Annotated in this window: 8 protein-coding genes; 2 read left to right on the top strand and 6 right to left on the bottom strand. The window is 69.5% G+C overall.

From position 1 onward, the window contains the following. The first annotated feature begins 455 nt into the window (after positions 1-455). Positions 456-1,577: a hypothetical protein gene (locus G6N25_RS06180; protein ID WP_142272621.1), complete on the top strand. Its 1,122-nt coding sequence runs from the start codon at positions 456-458 to the stop codon at positions 1,575-1,577. Between the two features lie 235 nt (positions 1,578-1,812). Here the strand turns inward: G6N25_RS06180 and G6N25_RS06175 are convergent, their stop codons facing one another. The 3 genes from G6N25_RS06175 to G6N25_RS06165 form a co-directional block, all read right to left on the bottom strand. Next, positions 1,813-4,356, bottom strand: coding sequence for an SEC-C metal-binding domain-containing protein (locus tag G6N25_RS06175; protein ID WP_083074034.1), 2,544 nt, complete (start codon positions 4,354-4,356; stop codon positions 1,813-1,815). 62 nt (positions 4,357-4,418) lie between these two features. Then, a complete protein-coding gene (locus G6N25_RS06170; RefSeq protein WP_083074008.1) occupies positions 4,419-5,654 on the bottom strand; it encodes an ATP-binding protein in 1,236 nt (411 codons plus the stop codon). Positions 5,655-5,793: 139 nt separating this feature from the next. Beyond that, positions 5,794-6,495, bottom strand: coding sequence for a TVP38/TMEM64 family protein (locus tag G6N25_RS06165; protein ID WP_083074007.1), 702 nt, complete (start codon positions 6,493-6,495; stop codon positions 5,794-5,796). Positions 6,496-6,803: 308 nt separating this feature from the next. Between G6N25_RS06165 and G6N25_RS06160 the strand changes: the two genes are divergently transcribed. After that, positions 6,804-7,019: an antitoxin gene (locus G6N25_RS06160; RefSeq protein WP_083074033.1), complete on the top strand. Its 216-nt coding sequence runs from the start codon at positions 6,804-6,806 to the stop codon at positions 7,017-7,019. On the opposite strand, the gene recD is transcribed toward G6N25_RS06160, so the two are convergent. Genes recD through recC form a run of 3 tightly spaced genes read right to left on the bottom strand, consistent with a single transcriptional unit; the run spans position 7,011 to position 15,294 of the window. After that, positions 7,011-8,738, bottom strand: a complete 1,728-nt coding sequence (gene recD / locus G6N25_RS06155) for an exodeoxyribonuclease V subunit alpha (protein WP_083074006.1) — start codon at positions 8,736-8,738, stop codon at positions 7,011-7,013. The two genes, G6N25_RS06160 and recD, sit on opposite strands and share 9 nt — an antisense overlap. Beyond that, positions 8,735-12,013: an exodeoxyribonuclease V subunit beta gene (gene recB / locus G6N25_RS06150; RefSeq protein ID WP_083074032.1), complete on the bottom strand. Its 3,279-nt coding sequence runs from the start codon at positions 12,011-12,013 to the stop codon at positions 8,735-8,737. The genes recD and recB overlap by 4 nt, the downstream gene beginning before the upstream one ends. Further along, a complete protein-coding gene (recC, locus tag G6N25_RS06145; protein WP_083074005.1) occupies positions 12,013-15,294 on the bottom strand; it encodes an exodeoxyribonuclease V subunit gamma in 3,282 nt (1,093 codons plus the stop codon). Before recC ends, recB begins: the two co-directional genes overlap by 1 nt. Between the last annotated feature and the right edge of the window lie 12 nt (positions 15,295-15,306).

Raw genomic sequence — 15,306 nt, 5'->3', positions numbered from 1 at the left:
TCATTCTGCTGTGGTGCCGCTCGGTGAAATCCACCACCATGTTGAGGGAGTGAACTGGCTGGTTGTGAGCGGATCGACACGCTCCAATCGTGGCCTTGTCGACGCCCGGCAAGGACGCTCCGTCACGCTAGCCCAATACTGCCAATAAATTATTTCCCAAGGCCGTCCATTTGGCCTAAGTCGGGTAATGGTTTCCCGTGTACTGCGGGCCAGGTTTGCTGCTAATTCATATCGCCACAGTTAATTGCCTATTCCATTGTTGCAATTCGTCAAACATATTTCACGGGTACGTTTAACGCGTCGTTATTCAGAATCGTATAAAGGAGATGGTCGTGGACCTCGCAGCCCGCCCCCACATCACCGCTGGAGTCGCCCTGGCCAGCGCCGCTGTCATCGCCGCCGGCCCCATAGCCCAGCACCTACCCGACCTACATTTGGCCCGACACCTGCCCACCGTGAGCGTGTCCGACATCGCGCTCACTGACGCCAGCAGCGCCCTCGACTTGTTCTCCGGGGTCGAGAACGAACTCGCCTCACTGGCCAACGGGGCAAGTGCGGCCGCGGTGCCCGCAGCCACTGTCGGCGCCTTCGTCAACCCGATCACCACCTGGGCCAACGTGCTGCAGACGACGGCCAACAACCTGGGCGTGCTCGGACAGGAATGGCTCGCGGATCCATTTCCGGTGGCGTCGCAGGTTGTGATCAACGAGCTCGGCTTCGGCAACATCTTCGCCACGACGATCAATTCCGCCGGCACCGCGTTTTGGAACGGTTTGGCAAGTGCCGGATCAAGTGGTCTGGCCAAGACAATGTTCACCGCGGGGACCGCCCTCGCCGCGGGGAACCTCTCCGGAGCGATCGCAGCCTGGACCAATCTCGAAATCGGCCTTATAACGAGCGCCGGGTTTGGTTTCCTCCCCGCTTTGGCGATCCCCGGCGACATCGCCACGAACTTTGGCAAGCTGGTCACACAGGCTTTCTCGGCGACCACCTTAGTCCAAGCGGTGTTGCCTTCGATCTTCTACGTCGCCGCGTATGTTCCTACGGCGTTTGGCGATGCTGCTCAGGGGGTGATCAACGCGGTGCGGGCCGGGGACCCGGTGGGTGCGCTGAGCGCGATCGTCAACGCTCCGGCCAACGTCACCGGCGGCCTCCTCAACGGGTTCCAGCCGATCGTAGGCTCTGCAACCTTCGGGCTAATCGGCCCACCCGGGATCGGCAGCAATATTCTTTCGGATCTCGGGATCAATGTTCCCCCATTGCTCTCGCAGTCGATTGGGGCGAAGGCCGGGCAGAACACGTCGAGTCTTCTTCCGGGGGCGTTCACCACCTTTGGTGCCACGGTGCAGACCCAACTCACCAGCTTGTGGAACACCGCGACGGCCGACTTGGGCAAGATATTCAACCAGACATTCCCCAGCCTAGGTGGATTGGCCACAGCACTGCAAGGCGTCCCAGCGGCCCTGTCGCCTCTCGGGGCGATCGTGGGCAACGCCACAGGCCAGATCGGGTCGCTATTGAACAACGTCGGAGGTCAGGTGATGACGCTGCTCCTCAACCTCCTCAAGCTGCTCTGAGTCCGCTGGAGGTCGCCGATGCGAGCCGGTGACCGCCAACGGCGATGGCCCCCTTCCCAAAGAAGGGGGCCATCGTTCATGGGTGTGCTTCTCAGCCGGGTGTGCACAACGACGTGACTAACACCGACGCCGCCCGCGACCTGACCGCGCAGTGCCTGCGAAAGCTACCCGGCCACAACGGCTTTCGCGAGTTCGCGGCCGAGATCGGCGCGACGGCCCCGACGTGAACGTGGCGCTACAGCCCGAGCGCGGCGCGCAGCCGGTCGACGTCCATGCTGCCGCGCGCGGCCCCACCGGCGGGGAAGCTGTCCAGGAGCTTGACCAGGTCGCCGCGGCGGGTAGGGTCGCCGGCGGTCTGGCGTGGGGTGCGGCCGCCGAGCGCGGGGAGGGGTTTGTCGAGCCAGTTGGTTTCGTAGTCGCGGATGAGCTCGTCGAGAAACGCGGCCAGTTCGGGATCGTCGGGGGCGAGCGCGTCCTCGTCGGCGATCGGCAGCTGCTTGGCCAGCTCGGCGGCCTCGCGGGCATCGCGCATCGGTTGGCGGACGTCGTCGAGCACCTCCATCGCGGGGTCGAGGCGCTCCAGCGTGGCCAGCACGCGGTCCATGCGCTCCTCGCTGTTGGCTTCCGCCCGCAGGGTGTCGCCGTCGAGAACCAGGGTGGCGCGAATCCGCCGCATGCCCTGGGTGGTGATGTATTCGAGCCAGCGCGGCGGCTCCTCGCCGTCGACCCGGTCGTAGGTGTCGTCGAGCGCGGCCTCAATCTCGGCCGGGTCGCCGATCTCCACGGTGGCCTCGCAGATGGCCAGCGGGTCGCCCTCGGCGTTGACCAGCGTCGGCGGCGCGAGCCGGCGGCTCAACTGCGCCACCAGCGCCACGGGGTCGGGTTCCGCGTCGAGCAGGTCGATCAGCGGGTCGCGCTCCTGCAGTGCGACCGGTTCCAGTCCGCCGAAAAATTGCGCCGTGTCCCCCGCGGGCACCACGCGTGCGCAGATCAGCTGCCCGGGTTTCAGCTGGCGGCTGGCCGCCCGCTCCCGCACCTCATGGATGTCCCCGGTGCGCACGTCGCGCACGGTGACGCTCTCGCCGGGCTTCACCCGCCCGACCTCGAACACCGACCGCTCCACCAACAGCCATTGCTCGGCCAGCAGCCGTTCGTCGTCGGGCAGCAGCGACCCGCGCATCTGCAGGAACTCCTCGAACGCACCGCCCTCGAACAGCACCGCGTCCAACACCAGCGGATCGTCCAGCGCCGCCGCCAGCGCATCGGGAGTGTCGTCGACGTAGCGGCAGCGTTCGTAGCCCACCTCGAACAGCTGGTCGTTCCATCCGTCCAGCAGCGCGTGCTGGACGGCCTTCGCGTACAGCCAGCTTGCCCGCTCGGCCAGCGGCAGCTGCTCTCGCCCCAGATGACATTTCTTGTACTTCCGGCCAGATCCACACCAGCACAGCTGATTTCGGCCAAGGTCACGGCGCGGCGCGGTCCGATACCGCTCCAGCAGCTCCACCAGCGGGTGGTCCGGCTCGGCGTCGGCGCGGCGCAGCAACGCCAACCCGCGCTCGGCGTCGCCGCGATCGGAGGCGATACGGGCCAGATCCAACAACGGCAACGGCCAATCCGGATCCATCGACTCGGCCGCGAGGAACTCGCGTTCGGCCGCGTCGATGTCGCCGATCCGTTCCAGCGCCACCGCGCGCAGCCAGCGGCACGCCACCTGCGCCGCGCGCGGCACCTTCGGCTCCAGCACCTCGGTGAACAGGCTCAGCGCGGTGGCACCGTCTCGGCCTTCGCCGACCGTCTCGGCCAAGAGCAGCTCAGCCAGTCGCGGGTCGGCGAGCGCGGCCCCGAGCTCACCGAAGAGATCGAGCACGTCCGCGTCCTCGGGCTCCGCGGCCAACACATCCCCGGGCGGCTCGTCCGCGTCGACGGCCTCGACCAGCAGGGACACCTGGTCGTAGAGGTTGATCAGCGTGTTCAGCACGAGCGCGTCGTCGGGATCGAGGTCGTATTGCTCGGCCAGCGCTGCGCACCGGCTCTCGAAATGCCAACGGTCGAAGTCGAATCCGGCGGGTGCGAGCCATTCGCCGCGACGTGCCAGACCGTAGTCGTCGGCGATCTCACCCAGGGGCGGCAGCGGCTCGGTGAACAGCTCCGGCTCCTCGGCGCACGCCGTCCACACGGCTGCGTCGATGTACACGGGATCGTCGTCGTCGAGCGTCGCCGCCAACCGGGCTCCCACCGTGGAATGCGCCAGGGCCGTTACCCGCTCGACGACGAGTCCTTGCTCGGTCAGCCGCACTCCGACCAAGTCCCCCTCGGCCACGCGCAACCCCGCCAGCGTGCCCGGCTCGAGGAGCAGCGCCCCGAGCGAGTCGATCGCCTCGAACGGGATGCCCCGCTGCTCGAGCAGTTCGTCATCGAATCCGGCCAGCACCACCCGTACCGGCGACCCATCGGCCAGCCGTTGGTAGTGCTCGTACTCACAGAGTGCGGTGATCGGGTCCAGATCCGGGGTCACGGTGAGCACATCGTGGGTGGCGTCGTCTGCGCTGAGCCGGTGCGTGAACACCCGCCCCACCAGCACAGCCGGCAGCCACACCCACCGATCGTCAACCAACTGTCTTGCCGGACAAATCATTTCGTCGAGTATCTCGTCCAGCACATCGTCCGGGTCGACCACACCGCTCTCTCGCAGTCGTTGCGCGATGTCGTCTTCGTGCAGTGGGCCGTGTTCGACCAGGACTCTCGCAAGTGTCTCCGTCGCGTCGGATGCTTCAGCCACGGCGACCACCCTATGCCGCGGCGAGCCGCGTCGCGAGGGCCGCTATCAGGCCCGGTGGGAATTCAGCGCGTCCAGAGCGCACTGACCGGTAACGCCGCAAGCTTCGGGCCGAACGGCGTGGCTTCCGGCGCGGCGGTCAGCAGGACGCCGAACTGGAACCGGTCACCGAGCCTGTCGGCGAGATAGCGCAGACCACGCAGGTCCTCGGCGCGCGGTGTGCTGGTGGCCTTGACTTGGATGCCGCAGACGCGACCGTCGGAGTGTTCGAGCACCAGATCGACTTCTGCACCGCTGCGGTCGCGAAAGTGCCACAGACTCGCCGGCTCGGCCGACCAGGTGAGTTGCTTGCGGATCTCGTTGGCCACGAACGTCTCGAGGAGTGGGCCGAGCGGCCCGCCGGGACGATCCAGCGTCGCACCGGTAACGCCGAGCAAGTGACATGCCAGGCCGCTGTCGGAGACGACCAGCTTGGGTCTGCGAATGACCTTGCGGCTCAGGTTGGTCGACCAGGCTGGCACCCGGTGGATGAGGAAGGCCGCTTCCAGCAAGGCCAGATAGCCGTCGGTCGTGCGGGCCGGGATCGACAGCTCGTTGGCGAGCGCGCTCACGTTGAGTTCGGCACCGGTCCGTGCGGCGCACAGCCGGAGCAATCGCGGGATTTCGGCGAGCCGTTCGATCGCTGAAAGCTCACGGATGACCGACTGGGTCGCGGTGGCGAGATAGTTGTCGAACCAGGGGCGGCGCCTCGACGGTGAACGGGCGACGACATCGGGGAAGCCTCCGGTGGCGATCCGTTCGACCAGATCGGCGCGCCGCATATCCGAGCCGTGGACCAGCTCGCGCGGCGCGGTGAACAGCAGATCGACGAAGTGGTCCGCGAATCCGGCGCGCTCGCCTTGCGAGAACGGCCACAGCTCGATGATCTCGACCCGACCGACCAGCGCGTTGGCCATATCAGGGGCGGAGAGCAGCCGCGCCGAACCGGTGAGCAGGAAGCGGCCGGGCCGACGATCCCGGTCAACCTCGGCCTTGATCGCCCGGAACAGGCCGGGTTCGAGCTGTGCCTCGTCGATCACGAGGGTGTCCACTGGCCGGGATACGAATGCGCGGGGATCCTCGCGAGCGGCGTCACGGTTGGCGGCGTCGTCGAGGGAGACGACTTCGCTGGACCCTGGATAGTCAAGTCGCGCAACGAGTGTGGTTTTTCCGACCTGACGAGCGCCGTTGACCACGACAACCGGGGTGTCGGAGAGGGCGGCCAGTACCGACGGGGCGATCGCGCGTTCTACGACGACCATCTAGACAGAATACACTGCCGATTTGTCCGTATCTGTGCTGCCGATTTGTCCAGAGGGTCACTGCGGATTTGTCGGCCTAGTTATCGCGGATCCGTCGGGCTCGACAAGTCGCCGGTAGGCAAATGCCGACGCCGCTGAATCAGCTCGTTCCGTCACGGCCGGCGTGCTCACGCCATTTCCGGTATCCGCGCCGCGCGGCGAACGCACCGACGATGGCGGTCACGCACCACACCGCGATCGCCGCGTATGCCAACAGCGCCGACCGGCTCCCGATCGAGGCGCCCAGCGCGGTGTAGACGAACGCCCGCGGCACCGAACCGATGAACGCACCAATGGCCATCTGCCACAGCGGAACTCCGAAGGCGCCGAACGCGTAGGACGCGAGCGCGTCCGATATGCCCGGGATGAAGCGCTGACCCACGACCGCCCACAGCCCGCGTCGTTCGATCAGCGCGTCGATGCGCTCCGCGCGTGTCGTCCCGAGCAGGGCGCGCGCGCTGTCCCGGCCGGCCCGACGGCCGACGAAGCTCGCGACGAGCGCGGTGCCCACGGTCGCGCCCAGCGTCACGAAGATGCCGAGCAACGGACCGAACAGCAGCCCGCTGCCCGCGGCCAGGATCGGGCCCGGCACGAACAACGCGCCGAGGACGGCCGACACCGCGACGTAGGCCAGTGGCGCCGCCGGTCCCGTCGCCGAGACCGTTCGCCGCACCTCCTCGACATCGATGACTCGCGCGACGGCCACCAGGTAGAACAGCACGAGCAGGAAGCAGGCGAACACGGCGAGCCGCACGACGTGGCGCCGTCGGGATGTCGGTGGGGAACCGTCGCTGTCGACCATGTTGACCGCGATTCTTCCGCACCGTCGCCGGACCGGTGTGTCAGACCCCAAAGGGACGCGCTGTCATTATCTCGGACCGGAAAGTCGTCAAAGGCAGGCATGAACGATATGCCGCCTTCAAGATCCAGAACTAGTAGTCCCCTTTCGCGCCGAACGTGTTCTCAGGGCGAGAAATTCGCCCTTTTCCCGCCCTGACTTCACGCTCGGCGCGGCTGTCGGGCGAATTCGTCAAACACCCTGGCCGAGTGGGCTCGCTTCGTCGACGCGCGCGATCGACGCATCATGGCGCAGCGATGCTAAAATTGGGTGTGCGCACCACCATCAACCTCCCAGCCGACCTGCACAAACAGGCACTCGCAATCGCGCGAGACACCCACCGCACGCTGAGTGAAACCGTCGCCGACCTGATTCGGCGCGGCCTGGGTTCCGGCAGCGCCGTCGCGATCTCTACGGACCCGAGGACGGGGTTGCCTCTGGTGAGCGTCGGGAGGGTCGTGACCTCCGAGGACGTGCGCTCACTGTAGCCGCTGCCGTAACCCCGTCGCGCGCAACGCCCGACGCCCGACCGCGGCCCGTACCGACGCCTCGGAACCAACGACACGCACCTTGGCCTTCGCCCGCGTCACCGCCGTGTAGAACAACTCCCGCGTCAGCAACCGCGAATCCTCCTGCGGCAGCAGCACCGTCACCTCGTCGGCCTGGCTGCCCTGGCTTTTGTGGATCGTCATGGCATGCATCGTCTCGACGTCACCGAGGCGGCTGGTCGCGAAGTCGAGCGGCCCGGTCGCGGTGTCGATGACGGCGCGCAGACCTTCGGCGCCGGCCACGGTTACGCCGGTGTCGCCGTTGTAGACGCGCAGCCCGTAGTCGTTCGCCGTCACCAGTAGCGGGCGTCCCGCGTACCACTGCGACCACGCCGGCTGGCCCGTCTCCTCGGCAATCCACTTCTGCACCAATCCGTTCCAGTGCGCCACACCGAAAGGCCCCCGCCGGTGGGCGCACAGCAACCGGTGCTCGTCCAGCGTCGACAGCGCGACGTCGACGGCGCCCAGCGCGGCGGCTTCGCGCAGCCGCAACGCGTGCGGCAGCACGATCGAGCGCAACCGCGGGGCCGGGTCGTCACTGTCGCCGGACTCGAGATACTCGATGTGTTCGTCACCCGAGCGCAGCAGCGCCAGCGCGCGGTCCGCATCGCCGACGCGGATCGCGTCGGCGAGCGCACCGATCGACTTCCCGAACCGGTGCGAGGTCCGCAGCGTCGCCACCCGCACGTCGTCCCGGGCCGACAGGCCGTCCACGAGGTCGGCCAGCACCGCACCTGCCTCCACCGACGCCAGCTGGTCGGCATCACCGACCAGCACCAGCCGGGCGTCCGGGCGGACCGCCTCCAGCAGCCGCGCCATCAGCGTCAGCGACACCATGGATGTCTCGTCGACCACGATCACGTTATGCGGCAACCGATTTCCGCGATCATGCCGAAACCGCGCCGAGGTACCTGGCTTGGGGCCGAGCAACCGATGCAGCGTCACGGCACGCAGTTCGCCCAGTCGCTCCCGGTCGGCGGCGGAAAGCTTGGCCACTTCGTGCGTCACCGCCTCCTGCAGCCGCGCGGCCGCCTTGCCGGTCGGGGCCGCCAGCGCGACGCGGGGCCGCGGCCCACCGGCCGACTCCGCCTGCTCGGCCGCCAGCGCCAGCAGCCGCGCGACCGTGGTCGTCTTGCCGGTGCCGGGCCCGCCCGTGAGCACCGTGACCGCCTGCGACAGCGCGATTTCGGCGGCCTGGCGCTGCTCCCCATACTCGGCGGGAAAAAGTCGCTCTGAGGCGGGCAACTCTCCTGCCGGCCCGGACGCCAGCAGCGCCAGCACGTCGTCGCGCACCTGCGTCTCCTCGAGCCAATACCGGTCGAGGTAGAGCAGCCGATCGTCATATAGGTGCAGCACCGCCGGCCCACCGAGCAATGGGCTCGCCCGCACCGCCGCCAGCCACGCCGCAAGCTCCGGCCACGGCAGGTCGCCGGCGCTCGCAACCTCCGAGACCGCAGCCAGGTCCACGCACACCGACCCCCCGCGCAGCCCGCGCACCGCCAGGGCCACGGCCAGCGCCACCCGCTCGTCGGGCTCCTCACCCAGTACGCAAACACGTTCCGCCACATGCACATCGGAGACGTCCAGCACACCGGCCTCGTTGAAGGCGCGCAGCAGGCCGACACCGGTGAGGGCGACCTTGACATCCGCCGCCGTCATGCCGCCCGCCTCCCCGCGTCGAGCAGATCCGACAGCGCCACCACCAGCTCGGGCGGCGGGTTCCAGCCGAACACGCCGGCCGGGTGTCCGTCGTGGACCGGGGTGTCGGCACCGCACATGCCCCGCACGAACAGGTACAGAACCCCGCCCACATGCCGCGCCGGATCGTAGTCCGACACCCGCCAGCGCAGGAACCGATGCAGCACAACGGTATACAACAGCGCCTGCAGCGGGTAGTCGGAGTGCAGCATGGCCTCGGTCAGGCGCGCGAAGCCGTAATCGGCGGCGGTGTCACCGAGGTGGTTGGTCTTGTAATCGACGACCAGGTAACGCTGACCGGGCAGCCGCAGCACGACGTCGATCGACCCGGCCAAATACCCGCGCAGCGACTGGTCGCCCAACCCGGCGGACATCAGCCGGTCGGCGTACGGCGCCAGCGGGTCGGCGGCGGGCAGGTGCAACCGCAGCAGTTCGCCGACGTCGGACACCGTCACATGCGGAGCGGGGCCGCGCCGATCACCCCCGGCCAACGGGATCTCGAATCCCAGCTCGCGCAGCCGATCCCGCACGCCGATCCGCCGTAGCGTCACGCCTTCCGCCAGCGGGCCCAGCGGTGTGTCATGCATCGGCACCAACGCGGCGGCCAGCTCGGCGGCGTCGACGTCGACCGGCCACCATGCGCGGTGCCGTCGCACCTGCCGCTCGAGCTCGGCGGGCAGGTCGGGGACACCGGGATCGGCGGTCTCCATCACCGCGTGCACCAGGGAACCGAACGCCGCGCCGGCGGGCATGGCCGCCAGCGGTGACGCGACCGAATGTTCGGGCGCCGGCGCCGCGACGACGACCGCTTCCACCTCGTCGTCGCGCACGCCCACCTCGGGTTCGCTGATCACCCGGACCGCCACCTCTTCGGCGCCACGCACCAGCGCGGAATACGAGGTCCGCCGCCAGGAGGTGTCGATGGTGCGGTGGAAATGCCGCACCGCGAAGTCGGGCGGCGGTTCGGGCGCGTGGCCGGCCGGTGGTGTGGCGATCACCGATTCCTCCACCGACGGACCGCCGACCGCCTCCCACCGTTTGAACACCGCCCAGGCGTCCTCGTCGGTGATATCCGGCCCGCACCGATCCGGCACCCCCGACTCGCCGACGCCGCGGCCGCGCAGCAGGCGTGAAAGTCCGCCGCTTACTTCGTATTTGGTGGGCGCCCACCACGCGACCACCTGGGATTGCGCCCGGGTGAGCGCGACGTAGGTGGTGCGGAGGTTGTCTTGGGCGTCCTCGAGCAGATTCAGCCGTTTGGCCGTCTCGCGTTCGGGGCTGTCGTTTTTGCCGCCGATGTAGAGGCAACGGGTGTCGTCCTCGTGGTAGAGCAGGATGTCGTCGCTGCGGACATAGCGATTGAATGCGAACGGCAGGTACACGATCGGAAACTGCAGTCCCTTGGCCACAAACACGGTCATGATCTGCACCGCGGCGGCGTCGCTGTCCAGGCGCCGATTGTGCTCGCGCGCACGGGTGCGATTGTCACACTGGCGGCGCAGCCAATCCCGCAGCGCGGGCGGGCTGTAGCGCTCGCGATGCGCGGTCTCGTACATCAGCTCGGCGATGTGCGCCAGGTCGGTCATGTGCCGCTCGCCGCCGTGCTGGGCGAGCACGCGTCGCCCCATGCCGTTTCGCTGCGCGGCCTCGAAAACCGCCGCTATCCCGCGCTCGCGCGCGTAGTCGAGCCACTGCCGCAGCGTGCCGGCCACGCGGTCGGTGAGCGCGTCGCCCTCGGCGGCAAGGGTTTCCGCGGTTTCCCCGAAGAACATCGTGCACGCGGCGGCGCGGACCAGACCGCTGCGCTGTGGGGCGTCGAAGGCCTCCAGCAGGCACAGCCAGTCCTTGGCGGCCTGAGACTGGAACACGTCGGTGTCGCCGGTGTAGACGGCCGCAATCCCGGCCGCCGCCAACGCATCCCGGCACGCCCGGGCGTCGACGTGCTGCTCGACGATCACCGCGATGTCCCCGGCCCGCACCGGACGGCCGTCGTAGGTCGCGTCGCCGGCCAGCAGCGCGGCGACGTCCGCCGCCAGATCGGACGGAATGTACCGGCGCAACTTGTCTATCGGGATGGTGTCGGTGCCCGAGACGGCGCCATGGCCCAGGGTGGGGCGTTTGACGACGCGCAGCCGAAACGGCGCGTTGTGCGGCGCCCCGGCCAGCCGCTGCCCGTCGTGGTGGGCGTCGATGTCGTGCACGACGATCTCGGGGTGGCCCAGCGCCGCGCCCTTCAGCACCGTTTGCAGGGCGTCGACGAGCGGCCGGTCGCTGCGCCAGTTGATGCCCAGCGTGTAGCGACCGGCGGCGGAGCGAGCGGCCATTAGGTAGGTGTGGATGTCGCCGCCGCGGAACCCGTAGATGGCCTGCTTGGGGTCGCCGATCAGGATCAGCGTCGCGTGCCCGCCGAACGCGCGTTCCAGGACGCGCCACTGGATGGGGTCGGTGTCCTGGAACTCGTCGACCAGCACGATTCGCCAGCGCCGCCGCATCCGGTCGCGGGCCGGGGAGTCTTCTGCTTCAAGGGCTTTCGCGAGCCGGGTGAGCAGGTCGTCGTAGCCGAGTATGCGTAGCCGCCGCTTGCGCCGATCGAGCTCGGCGCACACGTCGCCGGCGAACCGGAGCCGGGCGCCGGCTTCGCCGTCCGGGTCGGGATTGACCGGGCGCAGCTGCGCGCAGGGGTCGTTCACGACCGCCCGGGCGAGGTCGAGCGCCTGCCGGTAGCTCAGCACCGGGTCGTCTTCGTGGCGCCCGAAGCGGGCGAGGTACAGGTCGTCGACGATCTCGGTGACCAGGTCGTCGAGGCTTTCCTGCAGCCTCACGTCGGCGGCGGTATCACCGGCCACGCCAAGCGATTTCAGGACCCGTCCGCAGAACTCGTGGGTGGTGGCGATGGTGGCCGCGTCGAAGTTGGCCAGCGCGTCGCGCAGCCGCGCCCGCATGGCCACGTCGCCGCCGCGCACCAGATGCTCGACCAGGTCGCTGCGGGCCGGCGCGTGGCCCTCCAACGCGGACAGCGCCTCGACGATCTGGCCGCGGACGCGTTCCCGAAGCTCGCGGCTGGCGTTGCGGTTGAACGTGATCAGCAGCATGTCGTCGAGGGTGACGTCGGTCTCGGCGAGATAGCGGGTGACCAGTCCGGCCAGCGCGAATGTCTTTCCGGTGCCGGCGCTGGCCTCCAGCACGGTGGTGGAGCGCTCCCGGGGCAGCGGCCCCAACAGGTCGAAGCGATCCATCAGCCGGGCCTTCCCTCGGCGGCCAGCACCGGCGGCCACAGCCGGGCCGCCAGCGCGCCCAGCCGAGTATCTTCGCCGGGCATTTCTTCACCGGGGCGGGGCGCGGCCAGCAGCACGTCGAATGGCGCCTTGAATCCCCACACCCTGGCGTGCGCGGGCTCGCGGTCTTCGCCGTCGTGAAAGTTGTTGCTCTCCCACTTGCTGCGCGCGTATCCCACCGGGTCCTTGCCCTTGTGGCGCCTTTCGGCCCACGCGTAGGACGTCTTCAGCGGCAACGGCAACGGCTCCCGTCGGCCGGCGTCGAACAGCGTCACCAGGCCGGCGAGGACGGCCAGCGCATCGGGCGGCGCGCGCAGGCAGCACTCCTCGATGGTGTCCTTGGCGCCGCGCCCCACGTAGACGGCCGTCCAGTCGGGGCCCGGGCTGGCGGCGCCGAGCGTGACCAGCGAAATCCAGGTCAGCAGTTTGTGTTTGGGCGTAAGCCTCGAGTAGGTGACCTCAACGATGCGGTTGTCGAACACCCGATTGACCGTGCCGGTGACGCGGCGGCCGTCACCCAGGGTGACAGCGACATCGTGAGCCGTGGAGTCCCCTCGTTGGTGGCGTCCGGCGGCGACCGCCAATCGCCCCGCCCTGTCGCGGATCTCCTTTGCCTTGCGCCAGCCCAGCCGGTCCGGCGGCAGTGTGCCGCGCCGCCACTCGAACCGGGCCGCCGCGTCATCGCCCATGCCGCGCAGCATGTCGTGCAGCATGCGGTCGCCGACGGTCCACTCCTGCAGGGGGTCGATGTCGACGGGCATCGCGTCGCAGACCGTGTCGACGTCCCACGGCAGGGTGTAGTCCAGCGCCCGGAAGAAGCCCCTGACCGGGTCCTTGAAGAAGTCGAGCAGGTCGGCCAGGGTGATGTCATCGGGAGGCGGCGCGGGCAGCCGGTCGGTGATCAAGGGCCGAGGCGCGCGGCGTGTGCCGGCGGCGGCCCGGGCCGCGGTCAGCGCGGTGGGGTCGAACGTGAACGGCTTGTCGGGCACCAGCGCGCCGGGCACGACGTTGCGGCGGTCGAACGGCTGCAGCGGGTGCTGGATCAGGATCCGTTCGCGCACCGGCGATTCCGTGGTCTGATCCAGCGCGTCGAGCAGCTCCGCGAGCGGCACCGCGGGCGGACGCTCGTGACCGGTGTGCTCGTCCGCGCCGGTATAGGTGATCACCAGCGTCTCGGTGGCCGCGCAGACGGCGTCGAGCAGCAATTGCCGGTCCTCGGAACGGATGTCGCGCTCACCGGTCATCGGCTCTCGGGCCAGCGCGTCGTCGCCGTCGGGGGCGCTGAGGCGCGGGAACACCCCGTCGTCCAGACCGACCAGGCACACCACCCGGTGCGGCACCGAACGCATCGGCACCATCGTGCACACGGTCAGCGTGCCGGTGCGGAAATTGGCCCGGCTCGGGCGGCCCGCCAGGCGGGCGGACAGCAACGTGCGTATGTCGGGGAGCCGCAGCGGCGTCGAGGTGCGGCCTCCGGCCTGCTCGACGACGTCGGCGAATTCGGAGTGCAGCTGCGCCTCGTGCCAGGCGTCCGCCGATTCGGTGAGCAGGCCGACTCCCTCGGTCAGGGTGTCGAGCCACTCGGTCAACGGCCTTGTGCCGCTGAGCCTTTCGGCGATATGGCGCAGCCGGTCGACGTATTCGGCCAGGCGGCCGGCCAGCTCCACCCGGTCGCTGCCGACGTCGTCGAGCGGCAGCGCGGTGCCCAGCCAGGCCCGCGAGTCGTCGGACATCGCGACGCCGGTGAGGATGCGGTCCAGCCCGAAGCGCCAGGTGTTGTGGACGATGTGGTCCAGCCCGTACGGCGCGCGATGTTCTTTGTCGAATCCCCACCGGATGTTGGCTTCCCGGACCCAGTCGGTGATCTCGTCGAGGTCGTCGTCGGTGAACCCGAAGCGCGCCCGCACCGGCGCCGCCTGCGCGAGGTTGAGCAGCTGGGTGGCGGTGGCGCGGCCGTCCGCGATGTCCAGCAGCTCGGCCGCCACACCGAGCAGCGGGTTGGTGTGCGTCAGGGAGCGGTCGGCGAGCCTGACCCGCAGCCGGTGCGCCGGGTGGCCGTCGCCGGCGGTCTCCCCGAGCCCGAAGCCGGCGACGATCAGCGGCGCGTAGGTTTCGATGTCGGGGCACATCACCACGATGTCGCGGGGTTCCAGCGTCGGGTCGTCCTCCAGCAGGCCCAGCAGGACCTCGCGCAGCACGTCGACCTGCCGCGCCGGCCCGTGACAGCTGTGCACCTGCACCGACCGGTCGCCGTCGGCGAGCCCGCGGCCGTTGGGCCCGACCGCGTTGGCGGCGATATCGGATTGCAGCCAGCCCAGCAGCGTGTCGGGTTTGGTTGCGCCGCCGATGAATTCGTCGGTCGCGCGGGTGGCCGGCAGCGCGCGCTGCAGCTCGCGCAGGTCGCGGCCCAGGGTCTCCAGCAGCGGATGTTTGGCCGCGTGCCGGCTGGTGTCGTCGCGTCGCGCCACCGCGCCATGCGGGCCGGCGAGCGCCCGCCACAGCTCGTCGCTGGGGTGCGGCAGCCACAGGTGCAGATCGTGGTGGGCGGCCAGCGCGTCGAGCAGCTCCACGTCGGTGCGCGCCAACCGGGTGTGCCCGAACAGCGACAGCCGCGCCGGCAGGTCGGACGGGCCCTCACGCAGCCGGGCAACCGTGTTGTGGTGGCGGACGTGCGGGGGATCGGCGGGGACGGCGGACGCCAGCGCGCGCCAGAGCGGCGGCTGCCAGGCCAGGTCGGCGTCGAGGTCGCCCGGGTCGCCGTCCAGCCAGTCGGCCAGCAGCCGCGGCCGCTGCCTGGCATACGAGGCGAACAGCCCGGCCAGCCGGCGCGCCACCGAATAGCGCCGGCCGCGCCGCAATTCGGCCTCGGGACCCGTGTCGAAGTGGCCCACATGCGTTGCCAGCGTGCGGCACCAGGGTTCGTCCAACGAGCGGTCGATGACGTCCAGCAGCGGCCACACGAGGGCGTCCGGCGACCACGGATCGTCGTCGGCCGCCCCGGAAATCTCGGCGATCAGCGAGCCGGGGGTGCGGAAGGCCACCGCCGCACAGACCCCGTCGCCGTCGCCCGGCTTGCTGCCCAGCACGTGCGAGAGCCGCTGGCTCAGCCAGCGCTCCACCCCCCGCGCGGGCACCAGCACCAGCTCCTCGGCGAACGGGTCGGCCGGCGGGCTGGCCAGCAGGGCGCCGAGCCCGTCGGCAAGCAGGTCGGTGCGCTCGGCGCGGTGGAGGTGGAGGGCCATTGCGGTGTCACC

It is taken from the genome of Mycobacterium heidelbergense, from assembly GCF_010730745.1.
Lineage (GTDB): Bacteria > Actinomycetota > Actinomycetes > Mycobacteriales > Mycobacteriaceae > Mycobacterium > Mycobacterium heidelbergense.
Note: the sequence above shows the minus strand (reverse complement) of the source record. Positions and strands in the feature narration are given on the sequence as shown.

Bases quoted from the DNA above. Each gene is read 5' to 3' on its own strand.
- G6N25_RS06170 (WP_083074008.1), bottom strand. From the start codon at position 5,654: ATGGTCGTCGTAGAACGCGCGATCGCCCCGTCGGTACTGGCCGCCCTC.
- G6N25_RS06165 (WP_083074007.1), bottom strand. From the start codon at position 6,495: ATGGTCGACAGCGACGGTTCCCCACCGACATCCCGACGGCGCCACGTC.
- recD (WP_083074006.1), bottom strand. From the start codon at position 8,738: ATGACGGCGGCGGATGTCAAGGTCGCCCTCACCGGTGTCGGCCTGCTG.
- recB (WP_083074032.1), bottom strand. From the start codon at position 12,013: ATGGATCGCTTCGACCTGTTGGGGCCGCTGCCCCGGGAGCGCTCCACC.
- recC (WP_083074005.1), bottom strand. From the start codon at position 15,294: ATGGCCCTCCACCTCCACCGCGCCGAGCGCACCGACCTGCTTGCCGAC.